A 24,529-nucleotide genomic window follows, 5' to 3' on the forward strand; every position below is an offset into this window, starting at 1 on the left:
GTCAGGAGGACGCCCATGACCGCAAATCACCGCCACGCTTGGGTTCTGGCCGCCGCTCTGGCGTTCGTTTCGACCCCGACCCTGGCCTGCGTCATGGCTCCGCCGACCACGGACGAGGCCATGGCGGAACGCGTCAGAAATCATCAGGCCACGCTCTGGGCGCGCTCCGACGCCGTCTTCCTGTCGCAGACCTCGGGCTTTGATCGCGTGCCGCTGACCAACTCATCGGTCGAGGGGAACAGCACGACGCTCGTTCCCTCGTTGGCGCTGAAGGGCGACCTGCCGGTCGAGCCGGTCGGCATCCGCCACACCACCTTTACCAGCTGCGGCCCGATCCCCTTCCTCGACGCCCTGTCGGCGCGCGAGGGCGACTGGTTCGTGATCTTCGCCCGCGTCCTGCCGTCCGGCCTGTCGGTGGACGCCACCGTGCCGATCGACGAGCTCGTTGATCCCGAGGCCCTGCGCGCGTGGACCAAGGGCTACGAGCCCGCGACGCCCGAAGCCTAGGCCGTCAGCGCCAGGCCGTTCCCGGCGGCCAGGTCGGCCAGCTTCACCATCGGACGCGGACCCCAGTGGGCGATGACTTCCGAGGCCGCCAGCGACCCCAGCTTGCCGGACTGTTCCAGCGTCAGGCCGCGCGCGACGCCCAGCAGGAAGCCGGCGGCGTACTGGTCGCCCGCACCAGTGGTGTCGATGACCTTGTCGACGGGGTAGGCGGCCACGGCCACCCGCTCGTCGCCCGAGAGGATGACCGAACCCTCGGCGCCGCGCGTGACGGCGGCGATCTCGACCATCGAGGCCAGCTGCGCGGCGGCGGCGTCGAAGTCTTCGGTCTCGAACAGGGCGGCCAGTTCGCCCTCGTTGGCCAGGACGATGTCGGCCGAGGCCTCGATGAAGGCCAGCAGCTCAGCGCGCCAGCGTGCGACGACGAAGGTGTCCGACAGGGTGATGGCGACCTTGCGGCCCGCCTTGTGGGCGGCGGCGGCCGCGGCCTCGAAGGCGGCGCGGGCAGGGGCCGGGTCGAACAGATAGCCTTCCAGATAGACGATGGCGCTGGACCCGATCAGGTCGGCATCGATGTCCTCGACCCCCAGCTGGTTCGCCGCGCCCAGGAAGGTGCACATGGTGCGCTGGCCGTCCGGGGTGACGTTGATCAGGCAGCGGCCGGTGCCGGCGCCGCCCTCCAGAACCGGGGTGTCGAAGTGGACGCCCGAGGCGCGGATGTCGTGGCTGAAGACGCCGCCCAGGGTGTCCGGCGCGACCTTGCCGACATAGGCCGCACGACCGCCGAACGAACCGACGCCCGCGACCGTGTTGCCGGCCGAGCCGCCCGAGGCCTCCACGCCCGCCGCCATGGCGTCGTAGAGGGCCGCGCTCTGGGTCTCGTCGACCAGCTGCATCGAGCCGGGCGTCAGGGACTGGGCGGTCAGGAAGGCCTCGTCGCAGGGGCTCAGGACGTCGACGATGGCGTTGCCGACGGCGCAGACATCATAGGTGGCGGTGGTCTGGGTCATGAGCCGCCCCATAGCGGGCGCGACCGCCGGGCGCCAGCCCCGCTTTACCCGCGCTCGGAAAAACATATAAGGACATCCTTATATGATCGGGCGCTTCGAACGCCAGGCAGAGGACCTCATGACCCAGATCGCAATCCTGACGCCCGCCGCCGACGACCCGGCCTACAAGAGCCACTGGCCCGTCGTGCTCGAGCGGTTGTCGAAAGCCCTGGCCATGGTCGACGTGACCACGGTCCCGACCGCCTGGACCGACCACGTCAGGGATGCCTCGGGACTCGCCGACTATCCGCTGGTGCTGGGCGTCCTGACCTGGGGCTATTACGAGCGCCACTCCGACTGGCTGGCGGCGACGAAACTGTGGGGCGAGGCGGGCGTGAAGATCGCCAACCCGGCCCCCGTGCTCGGCTGGAATTCGGACAAGGCCTACCTGCGCCGGCTGGAAGCGGCCGGGATCCCGATCCCGCCGACGGCCTGGAGCGATCAGGTCACCCAGGACGAGGTCGATGCGGCCTTCGACCGGTTCGGGACGGACACCCTCGTGGTCAAGCCAACCGTCTCGGGCGGCGCCTGGAAGACCGTGAAACTCTCGCGCGGCGAGCCCCTGACCGACGCCCCCGACGGCGCGGCCATGATCCAGCCCTTCCTGCCGGAGCTGGTGGCGAACGGCGAACTGTCCCTCCTCTTCTTCGGCGGACGGTTCAGCCATGCGGTCATGAAGCGGGCCACGGCCGGGGATTTCCGAGTCCAGGTCCAGTACGGCGGCGGCTACACCCATGTCCCCGAGCCGCCCGCGGGCGCGGTCGCCCTGGCCGAACGGGTGCTGGCGGCGATCGAGGAGCCCCTGCTCTACGCCCGCATCGACATGGTCGAGGCGGCGGACGGATGGCTGCTGATGGAGGCCGAACTGGTCGAGCCCGACTTCTATCTGTCCCAGGCCCCCGACGGCGGGCGCCTGTTCGCCGAGGCGGTTCGGGCGCGACTGTCGTCGGAGGTCTAGACCGCCCCCATCAGCCCGCGCGCCGGACACAGGTCGTTGATGACGCACCCGCCGCAGTTCGGCTTTCGCGCCGTGCAGGTGTAGCGACCGTGCAGGATCAGCCAGTGGTGGGCCTTGTGCAGGAAGGCCTCGGGCACGATCCGGTGCAGCTGGTCCTCGACCTTGTCGGGCGTCGCGGCGTTGGCGAGACCCAGCCGGTGCGAGACGCGGAAGACGTGGGTGTCCACCGCGATGGCCGGCTCGATACCGAGTTCGTTCAGCACCACGCTGGCCGTCTTTCGCCCCACCCCGGGCAAGGCCTGCAGGTCCGTGCGGTTCAGAGGCACCACGCCGCCGTGCCGTTCCAGCACGATCCGGCTCAGGGCGATGACGTTCTTCGCCTTGCCGCGATAGAGGCCGATCGAGGCGATGAAGGGGACCAGCCCCTCCTCCCCCAGCGCCAGCATCTTGGCCGGCGTGTCGGCGACGGCGAAGAGTCTGTCCGTCGCCTTGTTGACCGAGACGTCGGTCGCCTGGGCCGACAGGGCGACGGCGACGACCAGGGTGAAGGGGTCGGTGAAATTCAGCTCGGTCTTCGGCTCGGGCATGACACGGGCCAGGCGGGTGAAGATGTCCTCGACGCGATCCTCGTCGGGCGGGAAGGCGAAGATCGGGATCGGCGCGCCCGTCATGACGCTGCCAGGCTTGCGACCGCCGGGGGCTGGAGGCTTGCCGGTGACCTTGGGGCGTTTGGCCAACTCAGCCCGCCTCGGGATCGGACAGGCGCGGATCGATCCCCAGCGCCGCGATCGCCTCGACCGCCGCGCGCTCGCCCTCCATCCAGGCGCCGTGGCAGGTGCCGTAGAAGCCGGTCGAGGTCGCCTCGCCGGCGATGAAGATCCGGTCCTCGATCGGCTGAGCCAGACGCGCCCGGGCTCCGGTCTCGCGGTCGCCGAGCCCCGGCAGGACGTGGGAATAGGCGCCCATCGACCAGGGCTCGGCGCCCCACATCGAGGTCGACAGAACCCGCAGACGCTTCGGGAAACTCGACCCCAGCAGATGGGCCAGTTCCGAACAGGCGAAGTCGAAGAAGGCGGCCTCGCCCTCCGCCTCCAGCCCCCAGGCCAGGTCGCCGCCGAAATAGCCCTCGATGATCGGCCGCCCGAACGGACGCAGGTGATAGCCGCCGGTCTGGGCCGTGTCGGTGCGGCCCCACAGCTGGCTGTCCTTCGGAAACTCCTCCCAGCCCGCGACCGCCATATGCAGCTTGGACGCCAGACCCAAGGGCGCGCCGGCGGCCGCCTCGATCAGGTCCGGCAGGGGCGGATCGAACCGCACCGCCTCCGACGCCAGCACCGAGGTCGGCAGGGTCAGGATCACGGACCGGGCCTCGATCACGCCGCGCGCCGTCTCGATCGTCAGCCGGGCGCCCGACCGGTCGATCCGCTCGACCGGGCAGTTCAGCACCACGGGCACGTCTTCGCCCAGCGAGGCGATCAGGGTGCCGTAGCCCTCGACCACCCGCCAGTTGACGCCCGTGTCCTCATAGGCGTCGTAGTCGAGGGTCGAGACCTCGGCGAACCTGGCCCCGTTCAGGGCGCCCGAGATGGCGTCCATCCGCGCGTTCCAGCGCTCGCCCGGCGTGAACAGGTCGGCGGCCGGGCGGTCGTCGCCGGCCCTGGCCGCCTCGGCCACCCGTTCGTCGAAGGCGGCCCAGGCTTCGCCGAACGCGGCCTGTTCCTGTGGCGTGACGCCGAGGTTGAAGGCCTGCTGACGCCACGGCGGCGGGGTCTCGTCGATAGCGAAGCCCGCCTCGCGCCCGATCGCAGACAGCACATTCGCATCGGCCGAATGCAGCCAGCCGCAGCCGAGATCGACCGGCATCCCCTCGTGATCGACCGTGTGGGCCCGCCCGCCGATCCGGTCGCGCGCCTCCAGCACGACGACCGCGACCCCGGCGCGCGCCAGCCGACGCGCGGCCGAAAGCCCTGCGGAGCCCGCGCCGATCACGGCAACATCGATGGAGGAGGGGAGGGAAATCGGGTCGCTCAAAGGGGTCTGGTAAACAGCGCGAAACATGACGTGTTCACGCCGCGTCGCAAGGGGATTGATTTCTGGACGATTGGGTCCATTTTACAGCCGTCCTCCCCGACGCCGATCCCAGAGACCCGTACGCATGGCCCTCGCTCCCGCTTTGAAGAAACGCCTTCCGCTGATCGTCGGAGGCGTCGTCGCCATCGGCCTGATCATCGGCGGGGCGGTCTGGTGGCAGAACAAGCAGCGGTGGGAGACCACCGACAACGCCTTCGTCCAGGCCGACGTCACCCTCGTCAGTCCCCAGATCGACGGCTACGTGGCCGAGGTGCTGGTGACCGACAACCAGAGGGTCCAGGCCGGCCAGATCCTGGTCCGTCTCGACGATTCCGACGCGAAAGCCGAACTGGCCGCGGCCGAGGCCAATCTCGCCGCCCTGCTGGCGGCCGTGGACAATGTGGATGCCCGCGCGGCCCAGGAGCAGGCGATGATCGCCTCGCGCGCCGCCGGGGTGGCCCAGGCTCGCGCCCAGGCCGACCTCGCCCAGTCCCAGGTCAATCGCTACACCACCCTGCAGCGACAGGGCTGGGTCTCCCAGCAGCGCATCGAGACCGAACGGGCCGGGGCCCAGACCGCCGCTGCCTCGGTCGCGCAAGCCCAGGCCGCCCTGGTCGCCGAACAGCGCACGGCCGGTGTCCTCGGCTCGACCCGCCAGCAGAGCCTCGCGGCCGTCGACCAGGCCCGTTCGGCCGTCGAACAGGCGCGCATCCATCTGGACCGCACGGTGATCCGCGCACCCGCCGCCGGCGTCGTCGGCGCGCGCGGCGTCCGCGCCGGTCAGTATGTCCGTCCCGGCGGACAGCTGCTGTCGCTGGTGCCGCTGGGCGATACCTATATCGTGGCCAACTTCAAGGAGACCCAGCTGGGTCGGCTGCGTCTGGGCCAGACCGTCCATATCGAGGCCGACGCCTTCCCCGGTGTGGACCTGACGGGCCGGATCGACAGCTTCGCCCCGGCCACCGGCTCCGAGTTCGCCCTGATCCCGGTCGAGAATGCGACGGGCAACTTCACCAAGATCACCCAGCGGGTGCCGGTGCGCATCCTGGTCAACCGCGCCGACGGCGGCGCGGCCCTGAGGCCCGGCCTGTCGGTCGAGATCAAGGTCGATTTGAAGAGCGAGGGCGGGGCCACCTTCGCCGAGGCCGCCACGGGGCCGACCCGCCTCGCCGACGCCGGAACCGCGAGCGCGCAATGACCGCGGCCGTCATAGACGGCGCGCCGGCAAAAATCCCGGCCGACGCCGAACCTAAGGTCAACTGGACCTTCCTGATCCTCGGCTTCGCCGGGATGGTGATCGGCCAGTTCATGGCCATTCTGGACATCCAGATCGTCGCCTCGTCCCTGCCCCAGATCCAGTCCGGCGTCGGGGCCTCGGCCGATCAGATCAGCTGGATCCAGACCGCCTATCTGATCCCCGAGGTCGTGATGATCCCGCTGTCGGGATATCTGTCGCGGCTGTGGGGCACCCAGAAGGTGTTCCTGATGAGTTGCGGCGGCTTCGTCATCATGAGCGTGGCCGTGGGTCTGTCGACCTCGGTCGAGGTGATGATCTTCTTCCGGGCCATCCAGGGCTTCGTCGGCGGGGCCATGATCCCGACCGTCTTCGCCGTGGCCTTCACCGCCTTCCCGGCCTCGAAACGGGTCACCGCCTCGGTCTTCATCGGCCTGATCGTGACCCTGGCCCCCACCATCGGCCCGACGCTGGGCGGGCATCTGACCGAGGCGCTGAGCTGGCACTGGCTGTTCTTCATCAACGTCCCGTTCGGCCTGCTGTCCTTCTTCCTCGTCTGGCGCTACGCCAACTTCGACAAGGGCGATCCCGGCCTGTCCAAGGGCTTCGACTGGTGGGGTCTGGGCCTGATGGCCACCTTCCTGATGAGCCTGCAGTTCGTGCTGGAGGAAGGGTCCAAGAACGACTGGTTCGCCGACGACATGATCCTGCTGCTGGCGACGGTGGCGGCCATCACAGGCCCGGCCTTCATCTGGCGCTCGCTGGCCTACTGGAATCCGGTGGTGGAGCTGAGGGCGTTCAACAACCGGAACTTCCTCGTCGGGATCACCATGACCTTCATCGTCGGGGCGGCCCTGTTCGGGGGCAGTTTCCTGTTGCCACTGTTCCTGTCGCGAGTGCGGGACTATTCGCCGGCCGAGGTCGGCACGACCCTTGTGGTGTCGGGCCTGGCCATGTTCCTGACGGCGCCCATCGCAGGGCGTCTGGTGCGGATCCTCGACCTCCGGATCATGATGTTCGGCGGCTTCGTCATGGCGTCCTGGGGCATGTGGGACGCCCATGCGGTGACCACCGAATGGGGCTTCTGGGAGTTCGCAGGCATCCAGGCCCTGCGGGGCTCGGGCATCATGCTGGCCATGCTGGCGGCGCAGCAGGTGACGATGTCCACCATGCCGGTCGAGCGGGTGAAGAACGCGTCCGGTCTGGTGAACCTGTTCCGGAACGTCGGCGGCGCCTTCGGACTGGCCTTCCTCAACACCTCCCTGACGACCAACACCGCCAAACATATGGGCGAGCTGACCAGCGCCATCCCGGTCTCCGACACCCGGATGCAGGACATGCTGACCGGCATGGCGACGCAGTTCGGCGGCTCTATCGATCCCGACGGGGCGGCGCTGAAGGCGGTCTACGGCCTGCTGAACCGTCAGGCGACGACCCTGGCGTTCGGCGACGCCTTCGCCATGCTGGCACTCGGCTGCGCCTTCGCCGCCGTCGTCACCCTGTTCGCTCAGCCGGTGAAACCGGGGTCCGTCGCCGTCACGGACGCGCACTGATGCCACGCGTCGCAGGTCAGATCGACGCGCGGAAGTCGGAGGCCATCCTCGAAGCCGCCACCGCCCTGTTCGCAGAGAAAGGCGTCTCCACCTCGATGGAGGAGATCGCCCGTCGGGCCGGGGTGTCGAAACAGACGCTCTACAACCGCTATGCGTCCAAGGTGGACATAGGCAGGGCCCTGGCGGAGCGGCGTTCGGACCTGATCACGGCGCCGTTGCGGTCCGGGGCCGATCCGGAGACCGTGCTGACGGCCCTGGCTGCGGCGATGCTGGAGAAGGTCTTCGGTACGTCGGCGGGCGATTCCCTGCGCGGCGTCGCCCTGATGGCCCCGCAGGCCCCGGATCTGGCCGAGGCCGTCTATCATGCCGGACCCGGCGAAAGCCTGCGCCGCCTCGCGCTGTGGCTGGCCGATCAGGATCGCGCGGGAGTACTGCGCGTACCCGACCCGGACCTCGCCGCCGAGATGTTCACGGGTCTGGCCGTGGGCTACGGACACCTGAGGCTGTTCATGGGAGTCGCCGGCCCGCCGGTCGCCGAAATCCCGCGCCGCGCGCGCGAGGCGGCGCAGCGGTTTCTGAAGGCATTCGCGGCTTAGGCCATCCCTTCGTCCTCACCGGGCTTGTCCCGCCGCCACGCTTGTGGATCAGGCTCGCCGACCCATCGACCCTCGGGACAAGTGAGGTATGAGGGGACAGACCGAGTTCTGGAGCCTTCCCCATGCTGATCGCCTGTTCCGCCTGGCCCGAGATCGATGCGCGCCTGAAGACGACGAAGACCGTCATCGTACCCATCGGCTCGAACGAACAGCACGGCCCGACAGGCCTTCTGGGCACCGACTGGATGTGCCCGGAGATCATCGCCCATGCGGCGGAGAAGACCGACGACAGCCTGGTCATCGCCCCGACCTTCAACATCGGCATGGCCCAGCACCACCTGGCCTTCCCGGGCACGATCTCGCTGCGCCCCTCGACCTTCATGGCCGCGATCACGGACTGGGTCTCGTCGCTGAGCCGTCACGGCTTCGAGCGAATATATTTCCTCAACGGCCACGGCGGCAATGTCGCCACCATCGAGGCGACCTTCTCGGAGCTCTATGCCGAATGGTCGTTCGTCGAGGAAAGCGCGCCTTTCGTCCTCAAGCTGCGCAACTGGTGGGACCTCCCGGGCATCAACAGCCTGTGCAACCAGATCTTCCCGACCGGCCACGGCATGCACGCCACCCCGTCCGAGATCGCGGTGACCCAGGCCGCCTACCCGGATCGGATCAAGACGGCCGACTACGCACCGAAGATCGCTCCCAGCGGGCCGATCCGCGACGCCCTCGACTACCGTGCCCGCTTCCCTGACGGCCGTATCGGCTCCGATCCGGCGCAGGCGTCTCCCGAGAAGGGTCAGCGGATCATCGACGCCGCCGTGCCGGCCCTGATCCGCGACGTGGCCGCCTTCGCCGATGAAGTCTTGCCCGGCTGACGAAAGCGGCCCAAGCCCGATCCATGACATTGCTCGACAAGGCCATCCGCGACGGCAAACGCCTGCAGCGCAACGCAACGTCCGCCGCCATCACGGCGGCGAGCGGCGGCGAGATGATGCGGGCGGCGTCGGACGTCATCGCCGCCCGGCTGAACATCATGGCCGAGGGTCTGGCCAATCCGATGAAGGCCGACATGGCCGAGATGCATCTGATGAGCACGGAAAAGGTCGAGGCCATGAGCGCCTCGGCCGCCGCCGTCGCCGGCAATCTGGGCGACCTCGCCGCCCGGGTGTCGAAATCCGCGATGGACGAGGTCGGCCACGCCCAACGCGCCGCCTCGGCCATCGCCTCGGCCGCTTCGCCCCAGGCCGCGGCCACCGCCCACTACACCTACGCGGTCGCCTGGTGGGGTCGTGCGGCGGGGCAGATGCTGACACTCAACACCGAACTGCTGAAGGCCCAGGCCGACGCTTTGAAGCCGATCCATTCGGTCGCCGTCGCCAATGCGAAACGGCTCAGGAAATAGGGAACGGCCGGGTTTCGGGGCACGTTGATCCAAGGTCAGCAACAGGAGCCATGAGCATGGCCGACCCCAAGACCCAAGAGAATGACAAACACCCCGGCATGCTGGGCGACGGGACCGAGGAACAGAACCTCAACCAGCCCGGCGATCCGTCCAAACGGATCACGGAAGATGAGGTCGACGAGGCCTTCGGCGGCGACGAACAGGGTTGATCGCCCTTGCTGGCGGCGGTAGCCGACGCCTCATGGCTCAGGAAAGAGGCTCGGCGGTCCGGATCAGTCCGCCCTCGACCTTGACCGGCCAGGGCGTCAGCCGGCCCCCCGCCGCCGGTCCGCCGACGCAGGCCCCGGTCAACGGCTCGAACACCGCGCAATGCCAACCGCACAGGATCAGCGATCCGTCGGGCAACAGATACTTGTCCAGTTCGATCGCCAGAGGAAACCCGACGTGCGGACAGCGGTCGATATAGCCCCGGACCTCTCCCGAATGCCGCACCACGAAGCCGTGAAAGAAGGCCTCGCCGATCTGAAGCACGAAGCCGCGCGAGCCCGGCTCCGCGATTTCCTCGAGCGCGCACAGGGTCACGTTCGCCGGCGTCTTCCAGACCCGCTCCCGATCGCGTGGGGCCTGGATCGGTTCCTGATAGCCGTTCATTCCCGCTCGGCCTTGAGCGGACGCGACAGCAGCCCCTCGATCATCGCATCGACCGTGGTCTCGCCGGCCAGAAGCGCCGCCGTGGCCTCGCAGATCGGCATCTCCACGCCCATCTTGCGCGCCAGTTCGCGCACGGCGGGCGCGCTTTCGTAACCCTCGGCCACGGATCGCTTTCCGGCCAGAGCCTGTTCGATGGTCTGACCTTCGCCGAGCGCCAGCCCCAGGCTCATGTTCCGCGACTGCGGACTGGAACAGGTCAGGACGAGGTCGCCGAGCCCGCAGAGCCCCGCCACCGTCTCAGGCTCACCGCCCAGGGCCACGCCCAGCCGCGTCATCTCGGCGAAGCCGCGTGTGATCAGGGCCGCATGGGCCGACTTGCCCAACCGACGTCCCTCGGAAAGGCCGCAGGCGATGGCCAGCACGTTCTTGATCGCCCCGCCGACTTCGGCCCCGATCAGGTCGGTCGCCAGATAGGGTCGGAAGGCCGGACCGGACAGGGTCTCCATCAAGGCCTCGGCCAGGGCGACGTCGGCGCAGGCCAGGGTCACCGCGGTCGGCAAGCCCTTCGACACGTCGGCGGCGAAGCTCGGCCCCGACAGAACGGCGGCGGGCGCATCCGGGATGGTCTCGGCCAGCACCTCGGTCATCAGCTTCAGCGAGCCGCGCTCGATCCCCTTGGAGCAGAGCACGATGGGCGCGCCGTCGCGGTGGTGCGGGGCATAGGCCGCCAAGGTCGAGCGCATGAACTGGGCCGGCGGTACGGCCAGAACCAGATCGCAGTCCGACAGACCCGACAGCTCCGCCGTCACCGATATGCGGTCGTCCAGCACCACACCCGGCAGGAAGGCCTCGTTGATGCGGCGGTTCGTGACGCTCTCGACCACCTCGGGTTCGCGCGCCTGCAGGATGACATCCAGCCCGGCGCGGGCGCAGACCAGGGCCAAAGCCGTGCCCCAGGCTCCTGCGCCGATGACTCCCGCGGTGCGATAGGCCATGCGTTCCCTACTCTTTTCTCGCCTAACGCCCCGCTCGCGGAGCGTGGCTGCTTGAGGCTAGGCTTTCGCGCCCTTGCGCCCGGTCGGATGGACAGGATCGGCCAGCGCGCGCGCCTCGTCCAGCGGCCATCGCGGGCGGGCGGGCGCATCGATATCCGAAACCAGCCCGAGCTGAAGCCGTTCCGCCCCCGCCAAGGCGATCATCGCCGCATTGTCGGTGCAATAGGCCATCGGCGGGGCCAGGAAATCAAAGCCGCGCTTCGCCGCCGTCGCCTCCAGCACGCGTCGCACCGTTTTGTTGGCCGCGACACCGCCCGCGACCACGAACAGCCGGTGGTCATGCTTGTCGGCATAATCGGCCATGGCCCGGTCCGATCTCTCGGAAAGCTGACGGGCGATCGCGTTCTGCACGGCATCGGCCAGATCGGCCCGGTCCTGATCCGTCTCGCAGGTCGGGGCTAGCCGCGAGGCCGCCGTCTTCAGTCCCGAAAAGGAGAAATCGCAATCCTTGCGCCCCAGCAGAGCCCGCGGCAGGTCGAAGCGCGACCCGTCGCCGTCCTCGGCCATCCGCTCCAGCGCCGGCCCGCCGGGGTAACCCAGCCCCATGGCCTTGGCGATCTTGTCGAAGGCCTCGCCCGCCGCGTCGTCGATGGTCGTGCCCAGCCGGCTCATGTCGCCGATCCCGCGCACCTCCAGCAGCTGGCAATGTCCGCCCGACACCAGCAGCAGCAGGAAGGGATAATCCACCTGCGCCCCCAGCCGCGCCGAAACCGCATGCCCCTCCAGATGGTTCACAGCCACCAGCGGCAGGCCTCGCGCCAGGGCCACGGCCTTGCCGAACCCCAGCCCCACCATGACCCCGCCCACCAGACCCGGCCCGGCCGTGGCCGCCACCCCGTCCAGTTCGCCGTAGCCGAGGCCCGCATCGGCCATGGCGCGACGGACGACGCCGTCGATCATCTCGACATGGCTGCGCGCCGCGATCTCGGGCACGACGCCGCCGAAGGCCGCGTGGTCGTCGATCTGGCTGTGCACCACCGACGACAGCACCGTCGCCACGCCATCCGGCGTGAGCCGCACGACCGAGGCCGCCGTCTCGTCGCAGCTGGTCTCCAGACCCAGCACCGTGAGGTCGCCGCCCGGCGCCGGAGCGGTTGTCGCCCCGGTCTCGCTGCTATAGTCCGCGCCCATACTCATCGGGTCGAGGTAGCGACCCCGCCGGACCCGCGCAACCATGCCCCCCCTGATCCGCATCGGCACCCGTCGTTCCGCCCTGGCGCTCGCCCAGTCCGGCATGATGCAGCGCGCCATCGCCGCCGCCATGGACCTGACCGTCGAACAGGTCGTGCTGGTCGAGATCGTCACCACCGGCGATCGCATCCAGGATCGCCGCCTGATGGAGGTCGGGGGCAAGGCCCTGTTCACCAAGGAGATCGAGGAGGCCCTGATCGACGGCCGCATCGACATCGCCGTCCACTCGATGAAGGACGTCCCCGCCGAACAGCCTCCCGGCCTGACCCTCGCCGCCATCCCGGAGCGCGAGGACGCCCGCGACGCCTTCATCAGCCGCGACTGGGACGGCTTCGACGCCCTGCCCCACGGCGCCCGCCTCGGCACCGCCTCCCTGCGGCGTCAGGCCCAGGCTTTGGCGCTCCGTCCCGACCTGCAGATCGAGATGCTGCGCGGGAACATCGACACCAGGCTGCGCCGCGCCGCCGAGGGCGAATTCGACGCCATCCTGCTGGCCGCCGCCGGCCTCAACCGACTGCGCCGGTCGGATGCGGTGCGCGGCTACCTGTCCGCCGACACCTTCCTGCCCGCCCCGGGGCAGGGCGCCCTGGCCCTCCAGACCCGCGAGAGCGACACGGACCATGCCTGGATCGCCGCCCTGAACCATGGCCCCACGGCCCTCGCCATCGCCGCCGAACGGGGGGCCATGATCGCTCTCGAAGGCTCCTGCCGTACGGCCGTCGGCGCCCACGCGATCCTCGATAACGACCATCTGACCCTGACCACCGAGATGCTGGCCCCCGACGGTACGGCCCGCTGGCGTCGCGCCGGGACGATGGCCGTCGTCGAAGGCCTCGACGCCGCCCGCGCCCTCGGCGAACAGCTGGGCCATCAGGTCCATCTCGCGGCGGGCGATCAGAGCGTCCCGGTTCCTTGAGCGAGCTCCGCCGCGTCTGGGTCACCCGCGCCCGGCCCGGAGCCGACCGCACCGCCGAACGGCTCTCGGCCCTCGGCTTCACGCCCGTCGTGACCCCCTTGCTGGACATCCGCCCCCTCGACGCCCGCCCCGACCTGACCGGGGTTCAGGCCCTCGCCTTCACCAGCCGCAACGCCGTGAAGGTGTTCGCCGAGGGCGCTCGCCTGCCCTCCGTGCCGGTCTTCGTCGTCGGTGACGCCACCGCCGCCTCGGCGCGGGAGGCGGGCTTCCATGACGTCCGCTCCGCCGGAGGCGACCTCCACGCCCTCGCCGCCCTGATCCGGGCCGAGGCCGCCGGCCTGTCGATCCTGCATCCCTGCGCCGCCGAACCGGCCGGAGACCTCGGCGACCTCGTCGGCGATGCGGCCCGGATCACAGCCCTTGCCGTCTATGAGGCGATCGAGACCGTCGCCACAGTCCCGGACGTCTGGGACGCCGTCCTGATCCACTCCCCCCGCGCCGGCCGGGCTCTGGCCGCAGGCCTGTCGACGGAGGCCGCCGGGCGCCGGATCGCCGTTGCGATCTCGCCGGCCGCCGCCGCGCCTCTGACCGTCCCGGGTTTCGGGGAAATCCGCATCGCCGCCGCCCCGACCGAAGACGCCCTCCTGGCAGCGCTTGGCAAGCCGGGGGTCAACGTATAAAGAGCCGCTTCCGTCGCCGGGGCCAAGCCCCGGCCGACAGGCCGCTTTAGCTCAGCTGGTAGAGCATCGCATTCGTAATGCGGGGGTCAGGTGTTCGAGTCACCTAAGCGGCACCACTCTCTCCCCAGGACATCGCCCGCCCTGTAGGATCGTCGCGAACAGCGGGGGGGCTCGATCATGCGGTTTCATATCATCCTGACGGCGGCGCTCGCTCTGGTCGGCCCGGCGGCGGCGCAGGAGCATGCGCCTCATGCCGGGACCTGGACCTATGGCGGCGCGACCGGTCCGGAGCGCTGGTCCGAGCTCGACCCCGCCAACGCGGCCTGCGCCGTGGGGCAACAGGAAAGCCCCGTCGATCTGAAGGGCGCGATCACCGCGGATCTGGGCGCGCTGGACATCGACTGGTCGCCCCTGCCCGCCGCGGCCCGCGATACCGGCCACGCGATCCAGCAGGACGCGCCCCCGGGGTCGACCATGGCGGTGGGCGGACAGACCTATCGCCTTCTGCAGTTCCACATTCACCAGCCGGCCGAGCATCTGCTCGATGGCCGGCGCTTCCCGCTGGAAATCCATTTCGTCCACGCCGGACCGGATGGCGTCCTCGGCGTGCTCGGCGTTTTCGCCGAGGTCGGCGCCGCCAGCGCCCCGCTTGAGGCCGTGATCGACAGTCTGGGCGCCACGGCGGCTGGCCCCGCCCTGGACCCGAACGGCTTCCTGCCCACCGGTCGCGACTTCTTCCGCTACGAAGGCTCCCTGACCACGCCGCCATGCAGCGAGACGGTCGACTGGGTCCTGCTGAGCGACCCGATCACCGTGTCGCAGGCCCAGGTCGACACGTTCGAGCGACTGCATCCCGGCAACACCCGTCCGGTCCAGCCGCTGCACCGTCGATTTCTGCTGCGGTCACAACACTGAACCGACGCGAGCGCGCGCCTCTCTCTTGATCATATAAGCATATCTTTATATGTCTCCGGCCAACCCCGCCGTTACGCGGCTGCCCGGAGCGATCCCCCTTGTCCCGTTCTTCCTTCCTCTTCACCTCTGAAAGCGTTTCCGAGGGCCATCCCGACAAGGTCGCGGATCGCATCTCCGACACCGTCGTGGACCTGTTCCTGTCCAAGGATCCCTATGCCCGCGTGGCGTGCGAAACCCTGACGACGACGAATCTGGTGGTGCTGGCCGGCGAGATCCGGGGCGAGGGCGTGATGGACACGGCCGGAAACTGGGCGCCGGGCGTCGAGGCCGAGATCGAGGCCGCCGTGCGCGCCGCGGTCAAGGACATCGGCTATGAGCAGGCCGGCTTCCACTGGGAGAAGTTCGAGTTCATCAACCGCCTGCACGGCCAGTCGGCCGACATCGCGGTCGGCGTCGACGCCGCCGGGAACAAGGACGAGGGCGCGGGCGACCAGGGCATCATGTTCGGCTACGCGTCGAACGAGACGCCGGAGCTGATGCCGGCCACCCTGCAGTACAGCCACAACATCCTGAAGCGCCTGGCCGAGGTCCGTCATGGTGGCGACACCCGTCTGGAGCCCGACGCCAAGTCGCAGGTCACCATCCAGTACGAAGACGGTGTGCCGGTCCGCGCCACCTCGATCGTGCTGTCGACCCAGCACGCCGCCGGCCTGTCGTCGGCCGACGTCGCCGAGATCGTCAAACCCTACATCCTCGAAGTGCTGCCGGAAGGCTTCACCGACGAGAACACCGTCTGGCACATCAACCCGACCGGCATCTTCGAGATCGGCGGACCGGACGGCGACGCCGGCGTGACCGGCCGCAAGATCATCGTCGACACCTACGGCGGCGCGGCCCCGCACGGCGGCGGCGCCTTCTCCGGCAAGGACCCGACCAAGGTCGATCGGTCGGCGGCCTATGCCTGCCGCTACCTGGCCAAGAACGTCGTGGCGGCCGGTCTGGCCGACCGCTGCACCATCCAGATCTCCTACGCCATCGGCGTGGCCAAGCCCCAGTCGATCCACGTCGACCTGCACGGCACCGGCAAGGGTTCGGTCACCGAGGCGATCCTGGAAGACAAGATCCTGGGCCTGATCGGCGGCGCCACGCCGCGTGCGATCCGCGAGCACCTCGGCCTGAACAAGCCGATCTACGCCCGCACCTCCGCCTACGGCCACTTCGGCCGCACGCCGGACGCGGACGGCGGCTTCAGCTGGGAAAAAACCGATCTGGTCGACCAGCTCAAGGCGCTGGCCTGATCTCCGACGGGGCGGGGCTCGACCCGCCCCGGTCGCATTCTTGACGTTTGCCTGGCGCGGGGATCCTATGCGTTTGCACATCGGAGGATGGACCATGGTCATAAGAAGCCTCGCCGTCATCGCCGCCCTCGCCCCGGCCTTCCCGGCCATGGCGTTTCAGACATCCCAGACGATCGCGACCAACGCCCTGCAGGACCAGAGCGCCTATGCCGAGCGAATGCGCAGGGAGATGCTGGACCTGCCGACCGGCGCGGCAGTGGCTGTCGATCCCGATCAAAGCCCGCGACGCCAGCGACGAGCGACCGCGGCCGCCGCCCTGATCAACGGCGGCGACTGCCCGGGAGCCCTGGCCTTGGCCGAGCGCGAGCACGACAGCCGCCTGGCCGCCCGGATCAACCTGGTCTGCGCGGCAGAACCCGCCCGGGCACCGCAAGGCGCCGACTGATCGTCACGCCGTCGTCGCTGAACCTTCGAAAATTCGCGGAAGAAGCGGTTGATGACCGGGTCTCGCCGCGTTTCCGACTGCGGCCCTGGAAACTGACCCCTGCCGCCAGCCGGATAATTACCGTTCCTGACGGCTCACCAGCGGGACATTGACGCGGCCCGGGCCTTGCAGGCATGTCACCAAAGGCTCGGCGATCTCCGCCCGGTCCGGGGGACTTTCTGATGAAAACCATGATCATGGGCGCCGTGGCCGCCCTCGCTCTGCTGGCCGGCGCTGCGCCCGCCTCGGCCCAGGCCGATGGAGACTATTTCACTTTCGATCTGGTCAACCAGAGCGACTACACCATCCTGACGTTCAAGACCGGCGAGCCGGGCGGCACCTACAGCGAAGACTGGATGCCGACGCGCATCCTGGAATCGGGCGACAACGTCGCCATGCGGTTCTACGATTCCGACGACGCCTGCGACTACTACGTCAAAATCACCTTCACCGACGGCGACGCCTGGGAACAACGCCTGAACTTCTGCGACCTGGAATATGTGGTCGTCACCAACGAAGGCATCTCCGGCACGAACGGCGACTGACGCCTTTCAACGGTCGTCGTGGCGGGCTACAGGCGCGCCATGACGACCCCGCCCGCCTCGCATGGCCCTGACACGCCCCTCCGCACCTTCGGGCGGATCAAGTCTCGACCGATCAAGCCGCGTCAGGCGGCTCTGTTCGATACCCTGATGCCCCAGGTGCAGGTGCCGGACCCGTCTGTGGGTCCGATCGACCTCGTGGCCCTGATGCCCGGGGCGAGCGTAGCATGGCTGGAGATCGGTTTCGGCGGCGGTGAACATCTGGCCGCCCAGGCCGCCCGCCATCCCGACGCCCTCATGATCGGCTGCGAGCCCTTCCTCAACGGCGTGGCCTCGGCCCTGCGCCACATCGAGGAGGGCGGGCTCAAGAACGTGCGCCTGCACGCCGACGACGCCCGTGCGGTGGTCCAGGCCCTGCCCGACGGCTCGCTGGACCGGATCATGATCCTGTTCCCCGATCCCTGGCACAAGGCGCGCCACAACAAGCGCCGCCTGATTCAGTCCGCCTTCGCCGCCGAACTGGCGTCGAAGCTCAAGCCCGGCGGCCGGCTCCGGTTCGTCACCGACTGGAAGGACTACGCCGGCTGGGCCCTGGAGCGGTTCCTGGCGACGCCGGGCCTGCGCTGGCTGGCCGACGAGACGGCGGACTGGAAGGTCGCGCCCGAAGATCACGTCGTGACCCGCTACGAGGAGAAACGGCTGGGGGATACCGACCCGCTGTTCCTGGAGTTCGAGAGGGTCTAGCGACGCGGGCCGCAGGCCCAACTTGACCTTGCCATCAAAGGGTTCATCACCACGAACACCATGGTGTCACCAAGAGCACGACGGGATCGGCGATGCGTCAACGCGCGCGGCCCCGTGGTGACCGTCGCGATCCCGTGGTGTTCTTGGTGATGAACCCTCGGAGCGAACCCCGAATTCAGGATTGGCCTTCGGCCCTCAGGCCTGCCGGAAGCCCAGCACATCCTGCATGTCGTAGAGCCCCGGCCTGCGCGTCCGCACCCAGGCGGCGGCGGCCACGGCGCCCTTGGCGAACAGGGACCGGTCGATGGCGGAGTGGCTGAGGGTCAGGACCTCGGCGTCCGAGGCGAACAGGACGGTGTGCTCGCCGACGATGCCGCCCGCGCGGACCGAGGAGAAACCTATCGTTCCGGTCTTCCGCTCGTCCGAGATGCCGTCGTAGGGGGCGCTGCGCAGCTCTGACAGCTCGTGTCCCCGGCCCGAGGCGGCAGCGTCGCCCAGCATCAGGGCCGTGCCCGACGGGGCGTCGATCTTCTTCCTGTGGTGGGCCTCGGTGATCTCGATGTCCCAGTCGCGGGCGTCGAGCCGATGCGCCGCCTGCTCGACCAGGCCGATCAGGATGTTGACGCCCAGCGAGAAGTTGCCGCTGCGCACGATGGCGACCTTTTCCGCCGCTGCCTGCAAGGCCGCTTCCTGGTCTGGCGAGAAACCGGTCGAGCCGATGACCAGCGCCGGGCCGCCGCGTTCCGCGCAGTTCCGGGCCAGAGTCACGGAGGCCTCGGCCGTCGAGAAATCGATGACCACGTCGCACAGGCTCAGGTCCGGCGTCTCGCCCCAGTCGAAGCGGACGGCGACCATGACGTCCTCGCGCGCATCGAGCGCCTGGGACACCGCGCGACCCATCCGGCCGCGTGCGCCGGAAATCCCCACGTGGAACAGTTCGCTCAAGCCTCAGGCCCCCCGGCGCACGTCACTGCGCGTTCTCGCGCGTCGCCTTGTCGTCCTCGGCGCCGAGAATATCGGCCCAGAACCGCTTGGCCTTGCCGGCGAAGGAGGAATTGCGCGGGTTCTGGCTGTCGCCGAAGGAGGCGGCCAGCTCCTGCATCAGCTCCTTCTGGCGCGCCGTCAGGTCGGTCGGGGTCTCGACGAACAGTTCGACCACCAGATCGCCGCGCTGGCGGCCGTTCAGATGGGGCATGCCCTTGCCGCGAATGCGGATGGTCTTGCCGGTCTGGGCGCCTGCGGGGACCGAGACCGGGGCCTTGCACTGGCCGTCGCAGGCCTCGGACACCAGACACGGCGCCTCGATGTCGCCGCCGAGCGCAGCGACCGTCATCGGCACCGGCACGGTGCAGAGAAGGTCGAGATTGTCGCGCTCGAACAGGTCGTGCGGGGTGACCGACAGGAAGACATAGAGGTCGCCGCGCGGGCCGCCGCGCGTTCCGGCGTCGCCCTCGCCCGACAGACGGATGCGCGAGCCGTCGTCCACGCCGGCCGGCACCTTCAGGGACAGCTTGCGGGTCTTCCGCACCTGACCGTGACCGTGACAGGTCCCGCAGGTATCGGCCGCCGAAAGCCGCTGCCCCTGACCGCCGCAGGACGGGCAGGTGCGCTCGACCTGGAAGAATCCGTTGGCCTGACGCACGCGTCCCGCGCCCTGACAGGTCGAGCAGGTGGTCGGCTTGGCGCCGTTCCTGGCCCCCGAACCCTCGCAAGTCTCGCACGCCGCAGTCGTCGGCACGGCGATCTCGACCTCGGCGCCCTGATAGGCCTGCTCGAGGGTGATCTCGAGGTCGTAGCGAAGGTCCGAGCCGCGGCGCGGGCCGTTCGACTGGCGCCGTCCGCCGCCGCCGAAGACGTCACCGAATGCGTCGCCGAAGACCTGGGAGAAGATGTCGTTGACGTCGTGGAAGCCCTGCTGGCCGCCACCGCCTCCGCCGCCGTTCACGCCCGCGTGGCCGAACCGGTCATAGGCGGCGCGCTTCTGGTCGTCCGACAGGACCGTATAGGCCTCGGAGATTTCCTTGAAGCGGGCCATGGATTCTTCGGAGCCGCCGTTGCGGTCCGGATGGTGCTCCATCGCGAGCTTGCGATAGGCGCTCTTCAGGCCGGCGGCGTCGATGGTCCGCTCGACCGACAGCACCTCGTAATAATCACGCACCATGCGCAGACGTCCCTAAGCCAACCCCGAACATTCCGATCACGTCTCTTTTTCCAAGGCGCAAGCGGAATGGCGACCCATGAGAGACATGGGCGCCGGTCGGCATGATGCAAGTTTCATGAAAGCCACGGTCCTCCCCCGCCGAACAGGGGAGGACCACAGCGTTTAGGCGCTCTTCTTCTGGTCGTCGTCTTCGCCCGAGACTTCCTCGAACTCCGCGTCGACCACGCCGTCGTCGGCGGGCGCTTCGTCACCGGATTGACCGGCGTTCTGGGCGTACATGGCCTCGCCCAGCTTCATCGAAGCCTGGACCAGGGTGTTGGTCCTGGTCCGGATGTCTTCCGGGTCCGTGCCATCGCGAGCCGTCTTCAGCTCGGCCAGACCGGTCTCGATCGCCGACTTCTCGTCCGCGCCGACCTTGTCGCCGTGTTCGGCCAAGGCCTTCTCGGTCGAGTTGATCAGGCTGTCGGCCGCGTTCTGGGCCTCGACCAGGTCCTTGCGGATCTTGTCGGCGGCGGCGTTGACCTCGGCTTCCTTGACCATCTTCTCGATGTCGGCGTCCGACAGGCCGCCGTTGGCCTGGATGCGGATCGACTGTTCCTTGTTGGTCGCCTTGTCCTTGGCCGAGACGTTGACGATGCCGTTGGCGTCGATGTCGAAGGCCACCTCGATCTGCGGCATGCCGCGCGGCGAGGGCGGGATGCCCATCAGGTCGAACTGACCCAGCATCTTGTTGTCCTGGGCCATCGGACGCTCGCCCTGGAACACCCGGATGGTCACGGCCGACTGGTTGTCGTCGGCGGTCGAGAAGACCTGCGACTTCTTGGTCGGGATGGTCGTGTTGCGTTCGATCAGGGGGGTGAAGACGCCGCCGAGGGTCTCGATGCCCAGGGTCAGCGGGGTCACGTCCAGCAGCAGCACGTCCTTGACGTCGCCTTGCAGCACGCCGGCCTGAACGGCGGCGCCCAGGGCCACGACTTCATCGGGGTTCACGCCCTTGTGCGGCTCCTTGCCGAAGAAGGCCTTCACGGCCTCCTGCACCTTGGGCATGCGGGTCATGCCGCCGACCAGAACCACTTCGTCGATGTCCGAGGCCTTGAGGCCCGCGTCCTTCAGCGCCTTGGCGCAGGGCTCGATGGTGCGCTGGATCAGGTCGTCGACCAGGGCTTCCAGCTTGGCGCGCGACAGCTTGATGTTCAGGTGCAGCGGGCCCGAGGCGTTCATGGTGATGAACGGCAGGTTGACCTCGTACTGGGCGACCGAAGACAGCTCCTTCTTGGCCTTTTCGGCCTCTTCGCGCAGGCGCTGCAGGGCCAGCTTGTCCTGGCGCAGGTCGACGCCCTGTTCCTTCTTGAACTCGTCGGCCAGATAGTCGGCCAGACGGACGTCGAAGTCCTCGCCGCCCAGGAAGGTGTCGCCGTTGGTCGACTTCACCTCGAACACGCCGTCGCCGATCTCCAGGATCGAAACGTCGAAGGTGCCGCCGCCGAGGTCATAGACCGCGATCTTCTGGCCGTCGTTCTTGTCCAGGCCGTAGGCGAGGGCCGCCGCGGTCGGCTCGTTGATGATGCGCAGCACTTCCAGGCCGGCGATCTTGCCGGCGTCCTTGGTCGCCTGACGCTGGCTGTCGTTGAAGTAGGCGGGCACCGTGATGACGGCCTGGGTGACCTTGTCGCCCAGATAGGCCTCCGCGGCCTCCTTCATCTTGATCAGGGTGAAGGCCGAGATCTGCTGCGGCGAGTAGTCCTTGCCGTTGGCGCGCACCCAGGCGTCGCCGGTCGGGCCCTTGACGATCTCGTAGGGCACCATGCCCTTGTCCTTCGCCACGACGGGGTCGTCGAAATTGCGGCCGATCAGGCGCTTGATGGCGAAGAAGGTATTGGCGGGGTTGGTCACCGCCTGGCGACGCGCGGGCTGACCCACCAGGGTCTCGCCGCCGTCCTGGATCGCGACCACCGACGGGGTGGTGCGGTTGCCCTCGGCGTTTTCGATCACCTTGGGGTTCTTGCCGTCCATGACGGCCACGCAGGAGTTGGTGGTGCCGAGGTCGATACCGATAATCTTGGCCATGAGCCTGTCTTTTCTCCGTCTGGCGGGCGATGCGGCGGCCTTATCAGAAAGCGCCGCGCGTGACCGCCCCCGTTTTGTTTGCGCCGCCTCGCGGGGGCGCGAGCACGGCAGGTTGGGTTCAATTACCGTGAAACCCCACGGATCGCGGGGTCTCTCGGGCTGGTCGGGATATGGGAAAGTCGCCATGCCCCGCAAGGGCTTGATGCGTTCCGCAGTCCGAATCAGGCGGAGTCAGGGGTCATCAGGTGCTTTGAGGCTTGCTCTCGGGCACTCTGGGGGTTGATTGCGGGTCACGGGCCCGCCCTTCAGGACCCCGACATGCGTTCCCCGCCTCGCAAGCTCCGCCATTCCGCCCTTGTCACGGCCATGGGTCTGACCCTGCTCGGGCTGGCGGGAACGCAGGCGGCGGCGCAATCGGCGTCGAAACGGATCGCTGCGGCCCCCACGCGGGTCCTCGTTCGCCAGTCGAACGACGCCTACAATCGCGATGTCCGCATCCACAACCAGACCGGCTGGCCGATGACCTACCTCTACGCCTCCGCGGGCGGGGACTGGGGCGACGACCTGCTGGGGTCCGGCATCCTCGCGCCGGGCCAGAGCGTGGTGGTGACGATCGACGACGGCTCGGGCGCCTGCCGCTATTCGCTGCGCGCCGAGTTCGACAACGGTCAGACCCTGCAGCGCGGCGGCGTCAACGCCTGCCAGGTCGCGGACTACTACTTCACGCGATAAGGCTGAAGGGGATGCAGCCCTTCCCCGACCTCCCCGGTTTTCGCTACTGGCCCGGCAGGCTGGATGAGGCCGCGCAGGCCGCCCTGCTGGTCGATGTCGAGGCCGCCCTCGACATCGCGCCCCTCTACCGACCCGTGACCCCCGGAGGAAAGCCGTTCTCTGTCCGGATGAGCAATCTCGGTCCGCTCGGCTGGGTCTCGGACCGCGCCGGCTACCGCTACCAGCCGACCCACCCCGGCACGGGCAGGCCCTGGCCGCCGATCCCGCCCGGTCTTCTCGACCTGTGGGCCGACCTGACCGGCTGGCCAGAGCCGCCCGACGCCTGTCTGGTCAATCTCTACCGCGAGGACGCCCGCATGGGCCTGCATCAGGACAGGGACGAGGCCGACCTCGGCGCGCCCGTCCTGTCGGTCTCGCTCGGCGACACCGCCGTCTTCCGCATCGGTCCAGCGGACAAGGGGCCGACCCGGTCGCTGAAGCTGAACTCAGGCGACGTCTGCGCCCTCACGGGCCCCGCCCGGCTGGCCCGACACGGCGTCGACCGGCTGCTGGCGGGGTCGTCGAGACTCGTCTCCGGCGGCGGGCGGATCAACCTGACCCTGCGGCGTGCGGCATAGCCTTCACAGGCCAGTGACTCGACGGATGCCAAAGGCCTCGTCACAGTCCCGCCGGAAATCGAGAAGGAAACGCCCATGACCGTCCTGACCCGCCCCGAAGGCCAGACCGCCGAAGATTTCCGCGTCTCGCGCCGCACTCTCGGCGGGCTGACGGCCGGGGCCATGTTCACCGGCTATGCCGTCGCCGCCCTCGCCCAGGAAGCCCGGCCGATCACCACGGACGCCGAAGGCCTGGCGACCGACATGGTCTCCTATCCCTCCGACGGCTTCGACCTGCCCGCCTATGTCGCCCGGCCCGAGGGCGACGGCCCCTTCCCGGTCGTGATCGTGGTGTCGGAAATCTTCGGCCTGCACGCCTATATCCAGGACGTCTGCCGCCGCCTGGCCAAGGAAGGCTACGCCGCCATCGCTCCGGCCTTCTTCGTCCGCGTCGAGGACCCGGCCCCGCTCGCGGACATGCAGCGCATCCAGGCCATCGTCGCCGCCGCCGGCTACGAACAGGTCATGGGTGACATCGACGCCACGCTGGAATGGGCCTCGGGCCAGCTCTGGGCCAATGTCGACAAGGTCGGGATCACCGGCTTCTGCTGGGGCGGCAAGGTGGTCTGGCAGGCGGCGGCCCGCTTCACCGCCATCGATGCCGGCGTCGCCTGGTACGGCCGCCTCGCGCCGTCGCCGACCGCCACTCCGGAACAGGTCGAGGCCGGTCGCCCCTACCCGGTCGATCTGGCGGGCGACCTCAAGGGGGTGGTCATCGGCAACTACGGCGGCCAGGACCAGGGCATCCCCAACGACACCGTCGCGGCCATGCAGGCGGCCCTGACCGCGGCCGGAGCGACCGAAAGCGGCATCAAGCTCTATCCCGACGCCCCGCACGGCTTCCACGCCGACTATCGGGCCTCCTACCGCCCGACCGCAGCCGCCGACGGCTGGGCGCGGCTACTGGCCCTTTTCGAGGCTAGGCTGAAATAGCCTCTCCGCTACCGGGTCTTTGATAACCAATATCGCCAAACAGGCGTGCGATAATCAGGATCCGCGGGGTCCGGCCACAGGTAATGCCGTGTTCGCTCTGGCACCGTATGGCGTCGCTTCGATGTGACTCTGTCGTGC

At 68.9% G+C, this 24,529-nt stretch carries 27 protein-coding genes and 1 tRNA gene; 19 read left to right on the top strand and 9 right to left on the bottom strand.

The window, feature by feature from the left end:
• The first annotated feature begins 15 nt into the window (after positions 1-15).
• Positions 16-507 carry a hypothetical protein gene (locus ACQY68_RS01085; RefSeq protein WP_428151170.1) on the top strand — a complete coding sequence of 164 codons (492 nt, stop codon included), beginning with the start codon at positions 16-18 and terminating at the stop codon, positions 505-507.
• On the opposite strand, the gene ACQY68_RS01090 is transcribed toward ACQY68_RS01085, so the two are convergent.
• Positions 504-1,514, bottom strand: a complete 1,011-nt coding sequence (locus tag ACQY68_RS01090; RefSeq protein WP_428151171.1) for an adenosine kinase — start codon at positions 1,512-1,514, stop codon at positions 504-506. The two genes, ACQY68_RS01085 and ACQY68_RS01090, sit on opposite strands and share 4 nt — an antisense overlap.
• 118 nt (positions 1,515-1,632) lie before the next feature.
• On the opposite strand from ACQY68_RS01090, the gene ACQY68_RS01095 reads away from it, so the two are divergent.
• Entirely contained in the window at positions 1,633-2,511 is an 879-nt protein-coding gene (locus ACQY68_RS01095) for an ATP-grasp domain-containing protein (RefSeq protein WP_428151173.1), read from the top strand.
• Here the strand turns inward: ACQY68_RS01095 and nth are convergent.
• Both nth and ACQY68_RS01105 read right to left on the bottom strand, forming a co-directional pair.
• On the bottom strand, positions 2,508-3,182 hold the full coding sequence (gene nth / locus ACQY68_RS01100) for an endonuclease III (protein ID WP_428152705.1): 675 nt from the start codon (positions 3,180-3,182) through the stop codon (positions 2,508-2,510). The two genes, ACQY68_RS01095 and nth, sit on opposite strands and share 4 nt — an antisense overlap.
• Before the next feature lie 67 nt (positions 3,183-3,249).
• Positions 3,250-4,569, bottom strand: a complete 1,320-nt coding sequence (locus tag ACQY68_RS01105; protein WP_428151174.1) for a flavin monoamine oxidase family protein — start codon at positions 4,567-4,569, stop codon at positions 3,250-3,252.
• A 97-nt stretch (positions 4,570-4,666) separates the two neighbouring features.
• On the opposite strand from ACQY68_RS01105, the gene ACQY68_RS01110 reads away from it, so the two are divergent.
• The 6 genes from ACQY68_RS01110 to ACQY68_RS01135 all read left to right on the top strand — a co-directional run bounded on the left by ACQY68_RS01110 (position 4,667) and on the right by ACQY68_RS01135 (position 9,575).
• On the top strand, positions 4,667-5,779 hold the full coding sequence (locus tag ACQY68_RS01110) for an HlyD family secretion protein (protein WP_428151175.1): 1,113 nt from the start codon (positions 4,667-4,669) through the stop codon (positions 5,777-5,779).
• Positions 5,776-7,368 carry a DHA2 family efflux MFS transporter permease subunit gene (locus ACQY68_RS01115; RefSeq protein WP_428151176.1) on the top strand — a complete coding sequence of 531 codons (1,593 nt, stop codon included), beginning with the start codon at positions 5,776-5,778 and terminating at the stop codon, positions 7,366-7,368. Before ACQY68_RS01110 ends, ACQY68_RS01115 begins: the two co-directional genes overlap by 4 nt.
• A complete protein-coding gene (locus tag ACQY68_RS01120) occupies positions 7,368-7,964 on the top strand; it encodes a TetR/AcrR family transcriptional regulator (protein ID WP_428151177.1) in 597 nt (198 codons plus the stop codon). The genes ACQY68_RS01115 and ACQY68_RS01120 overlap by 1 nt, the downstream gene beginning before the upstream one ends.
• A 122-nt stretch (positions 7,965-8,086) precedes the next feature.
• Positions 8,087-8,839, top strand: coding sequence for a creatininase family protein (locus tag ACQY68_RS01125; protein WP_428151178.1), 753 nt, complete (start codon positions 8,087-8,089; stop codon positions 8,837-8,839).
• A gap of 23 nt (positions 8,840-8,862) precedes the next feature.
• Entirely contained in the window at positions 8,863-9,366 is a 504-nt protein-coding gene (locus tag ACQY68_RS01130) for a phasin family protein (RefSeq protein ID WP_428151179.1), read from the top strand.
• Positions 9,367-9,422: 56 nt separating this feature from the next.
• Positions 9,423-9,575 carry a hypothetical protein gene (locus ACQY68_RS01135; protein ID WP_428151180.1) on the top strand — a complete coding sequence of 51 codons (153 nt, stop codon included), beginning with the start codon at positions 9,423-9,425 and terminating at the stop codon, positions 9,573-9,575.
• Between the two features lie 37 nt (positions 9,576-9,612).
• Here ACQY68_RS01135 and ACQY68_RS01140 read toward each other — a convergent pair whose 3' ends face one another.
• The 3 genes from ACQY68_RS01140 to tsaD are packed head-to-tail and all read right to left on the bottom strand — an operon-like array spanning position 9,613 to position 12,203.
• Positions 9,613-10,017, bottom strand: coding sequence for a Rieske (2Fe-2S) protein (locus ACQY68_RS01140; protein ID WP_428151181.1), 405 nt, complete (start codon positions 10,015-10,017; stop codon positions 9,613-9,615).
• The gene (locus tag ACQY68_RS01145) at positions 10,014-11,012 is read right to left on the bottom strand and encodes an NAD(P)H-dependent glycerol-3-phosphate dehydrogenase (RefSeq protein WP_428151182.1); all 999 of its coding nucleotides are present in this window, start codon (positions 11,010-11,012) and stop codon (positions 10,014-10,016) included. The genes ACQY68_RS01140 and ACQY68_RS01145 overlap by 4 nt, the downstream gene beginning before the upstream one ends.
• A gap of 57 nt (positions 11,013-11,069) precedes the next feature.
• The gene (gene tsaD / locus ACQY68_RS01150; RefSeq protein ID WP_428151183.1) at positions 11,070-12,203 is read right to left on the bottom strand and encodes a tRNA (adenosine(37)-N6)-threonylcarbamoyltransferase complex transferase subunit TsaD; all 1,134 of its coding nucleotides are present in this window, start codon (positions 12,201-12,203) and stop codon (positions 11,070-11,072) included.
• Positions 12,204-12,246: 43 nt separating this feature from the next.
• On the opposite strand from tsaD, the gene hemC reads away from it, so the two are divergent.
• The 8 genes from hemC to trmB all read left to right on the top strand — a co-directional run bounded on the left by hemC (position 12,247) and on the right by trmB (position 17,842).
• Complete coding sequence (gene hemC / locus ACQY68_RS01155) at positions 12,247-13,179, top strand: hydroxymethylbilane synthase (RefSeq protein ID WP_428151184.1); 933 nt, start codon at positions 12,247-12,249, stop codon at positions 13,177-13,179.
• Positions 13,176-13,859 carry a uroporphyrinogen-III synthase gene (locus ACQY68_RS01160; RefSeq protein ID WP_428151186.1) on the top strand — a complete coding sequence of 228 codons (684 nt, stop codon included), beginning with the start codon at positions 13,176-13,178 and terminating at the stop codon, positions 13,857-13,859. Before hemC ends, ACQY68_RS01160 begins: the two co-directional genes overlap by 4 nt.
• A gap of 40 nt (positions 13,860-13,899) precedes the next feature.
• Positions 13,900-13,975: transfer RNA gene (locus ACQY68_RS01165), tRNA-Thr, on the top strand.
• Between the two features lie 61 nt (positions 13,976-14,036).
• Entirely contained in the window at positions 14,037-14,774 is a 738-nt protein-coding gene (locus ACQY68_RS01170; protein ID WP_428151187.1) for a carbonic anhydrase, read from the top strand.
• Positions 14,775-14,872: 98 nt separating this feature from the next.
• Positions 14,873-16,072 (top strand): methionine adenosyltransferase, encoded by a 1,200-nt coding sequence (metK, locus tag ACQY68_RS01175; protein ID WP_428151188.1) that lies wholly within the window; start codon positions 14,873-14,875, stop codon positions 16,070-16,072.
• A gap of 67 nt (positions 16,073-16,139) precedes the next feature.
• Positions 16,140-16,517, top strand: a complete 378-nt coding sequence (locus ACQY68_RS01180) for a hypothetical protein (RefSeq protein ID WP_428151189.1) — start codon at positions 16,140-16,142, stop codon at positions 16,515-16,517.
• A gap of 221 nt (positions 16,518-16,738) precedes the next feature.
• Positions 16,739-17,101: a hypothetical protein gene (locus ACQY68_RS01185; RefSeq protein WP_428151190.1), complete on the top strand. Its 363-nt coding sequence runs from the start codon at positions 16,739-16,741 to the stop codon at positions 17,099-17,101.
• Between the two features lie 39 nt (positions 17,102-17,140).
• Positions 17,141-17,842, top strand: coding sequence for a tRNA (guanosine(46)-N7)-methyltransferase TrmB (gene trmB / locus ACQY68_RS01190; protein ID WP_428151191.1), 702 nt, complete (start codon positions 17,141-17,143; stop codon positions 17,840-17,842).
• A gap of 195 nt (positions 17,843-18,037) precedes the next feature.
• Here trmB and dapB read toward each other — a convergent pair whose 3' ends face one another.
• The 3 genes from dapB to dnaK form a co-directional block, all read right to left on the bottom strand.
• The gene (gene dapB, locus ACQY68_RS01195) at positions 18,038-18,787 is read right to left on the bottom strand and encodes a 4-hydroxy-tetrahydrodipicolinate reductase (protein WP_428151192.1); all 750 of its coding nucleotides are present in this window, start codon (positions 18,785-18,787) and stop codon (positions 18,038-18,040) included.
• A gap of 22 nt (positions 18,788-18,809) precedes the next feature.
• On the bottom strand, positions 18,810-20,000 hold the full coding sequence (gene dnaJ / locus ACQY68_RS01200; RefSeq protein ID WP_428152707.1) for a molecular chaperone DnaJ: 1,191 nt from the start codon (positions 19,998-20,000) through the stop codon (positions 18,810-18,812).
• 165 nt (positions 20,001-20,165) lie between these two features.
• Complete coding sequence (gene dnaK, locus ACQY68_RS01205; RefSeq protein WP_428151193.1) at positions 20,166-22,070, bottom strand: molecular chaperone DnaK; 1,905 nt, start codon at positions 22,068-22,070, stop codon at positions 20,166-20,168.
• Between the two features lie 318 nt (positions 22,071-22,388).
• Here dnaK and ACQY68_RS01210 point away from each other — a divergent pair, with 318 nt between their 5' ends.
• From ACQY68_RS01210 to ACQY68_RS01220, 3 genes are all read left to right on the top strand, one after another.
• Complete coding sequence (locus ACQY68_RS01210; RefSeq protein WP_428151194.1) at positions 22,389-22,802, top strand: hypothetical protein; 414 nt, start codon at positions 22,389-22,391, stop codon at positions 22,800-22,802.
• An 11-nt stretch (positions 22,803-22,813) separates the two neighbouring features.
• Positions 22,814-23,419, top strand: coding sequence for an alpha-ketoglutarate-dependent dioxygenase AlkB (locus ACQY68_RS01215; RefSeq protein ID WP_428151195.1), 606 nt, complete (start codon positions 22,814-22,816; stop codon positions 23,417-23,419).
• Positions 23,420-23,494: 75 nt separating this feature from the next.
• Positions 23,495-24,391, top strand: a complete 897-nt coding sequence (locus ACQY68_RS01220; protein ID WP_428151196.1) for a dienelactone hydrolase family protein — start codon at positions 23,495-23,497, stop codon at positions 24,389-24,391.
• Positions 24,392-24,529 lie beyond the last annotated feature (138 nt).

Origin of the sequence: Brevundimonas sp. (assembly GCF_965278935.1) — a bacterium.
GTDB lineage: Bacteria > Pseudomonadota > Alphaproteobacteria > Caulobacterales > Caulobacteraceae > Brevundimonas.

Excerpts from the sequence above, each read along its gene's own strand:
- ACQY68_RS01085 (WP_428151170.1), top strand. The coding sequence starts at position 16 with ATGACCGCAAATCACCGCCACGCTTGGGTTCTGGCCGCCGCTCTGGCG.
- ACQY68_RS01090 (WP_428151171.1), bottom strand. The coding sequence starts at position 1,514 with ATGACCCAGACCACCGCCACCTATGATGTCTGCGCCGTCGGCAACGCC.
- ACQY68_RS01095 (WP_428151173.1), top strand. The coding sequence starts at position 1,633 with ATGACCCAGATCGCAATCCTGACGCCCGCCGCCGACGACCCGGCCTAC.
- nth (WP_428152705.1), bottom strand. The coding sequence starts at position 3,182 with ATGACGGGCGCGCCGATCCCGATCTTCGCCTTCCCGCCCGACGAGGAT.
- ACQY68_RS01105 (WP_428151174.1), bottom strand. The coding sequence starts at position 4,569 with ATGTTTCGCGCTGTTTACCAGACCCCTTTGAGCGACCCGATTTCCCTC.
- ACQY68_RS01110 (WP_428151175.1), top strand. The coding sequence starts at position 4,667 with ATGGCCCTCGCTCCCGCTTTGAAGAAACGCCTTCCGCTGATCGTCGGA.
- ACQY68_RS01115 (WP_428151176.1), top strand. The coding sequence starts at position 5,776 with ATGACCGCGGCCGTCATAGACGGCGCGCCGGCAAAAATCCCGGCCGAC.
- ACQY68_RS01120 (WP_428151177.1), top strand. The coding sequence starts at position 7,368 with ATGCCACGCGTCGCAGGTCAGATCGACGCGCGGAAGTCGGAGGCCATC.
- ACQY68_RS01125 (WP_428151178.1), top strand. The coding sequence starts at position 8,087 with ATGCTGATCGCCTGTTCCGCCTGGCCCGAGATCGATGCGCGCCTGAAG.
- ACQY68_RS01130 (WP_428151179.1), top strand. The coding sequence starts at position 8,863 with ATGACATTGCTCGACAAGGCCATCCGCGACGGCAAACGCCTGCAGCGC.
- ACQY68_RS01135 (WP_428151180.1), top strand. The coding sequence starts at position 9,423 with ATGGCCGACCCCAAGACCCAAGAGAATGACAAACACCCCGGCATGCTG.
- ACQY68_RS01140 (WP_428151181.1), bottom strand. The coding sequence starts at position 10,017 with ATGAACGGCTATCAGGAACCGATCCAGGCCCCACGCGATCGGGAGCGG.
- ACQY68_RS01145 (WP_428151182.1), bottom strand. The coding sequence starts at position 11,012 with ATGGCCTATCGCACCGCGGGAGTCATCGGCGCAGGAGCCTGGGGCACG.
- tsaD (WP_428151183.1), bottom strand. The coding sequence starts at position 12,203 with ATGGGCGCGGACTATAGCAGCGAGACCGGGGCGACAACCGCTCCGGCG.
- hemC (WP_428151184.1), top strand. The coding sequence starts at position 12,247 with ATGCCCCCCCTGATCCGCATCGGCACCCGTCGTTCCGCCCTGGCGCTC.
- ACQY68_RS01170 (WP_428151187.1), top strand. The coding sequence starts at position 14,037 with ATGCGGTTTCATATCATCCTGACGGCGGCGCTCGCTCTGGTCGGCCCG.
- ACQY68_RS01180 (WP_428151189.1), top strand. The coding sequence starts at position 16,140 with ATGCGTTTGCACATCGGAGGATGGACCATGGTCATAAGAAGCCTCGCC.
- ACQY68_RS01185 (WP_428151190.1), top strand. The coding sequence starts at position 16,739 with ATGAAAACCATGATCATGGGCGCCGTGGCCGCCCTCGCTCTGCTGGCC.
- trmB (WP_428151191.1), top strand. The coding sequence starts at position 17,141 with ATGACGACCCCGCCCGCCTCGCATGGCCCTGACACGCCCCTCCGCACC.
- dnaK (WP_428151193.1), bottom strand. The coding sequence starts at position 22,070 with ATGGCCAAGATTATCGGTATCGACCTCGGCACCACCAACTCCTGCGTG.
- ACQY68_RS01210 (WP_428151194.1), top strand. The coding sequence starts at position 22,389 with ATGCGTTCCCCGCCTCGCAAGCTCCGCCATTCCGCCCTTGTCACGGCC.
- ACQY68_RS01215 (WP_428151195.1), top strand. The coding sequence starts at position 22,814 with ATGCAGCCCTTCCCCGACCTCCCCGGTTTTCGCTACTGGCCCGGCAGG.
- ACQY68_RS01220 (WP_428151196.1), top strand. The coding sequence starts at position 23,495 with ATGACCGTCCTGACCCGCCCCGAAGGCCAGACCGCCGAAGATTTCCGC.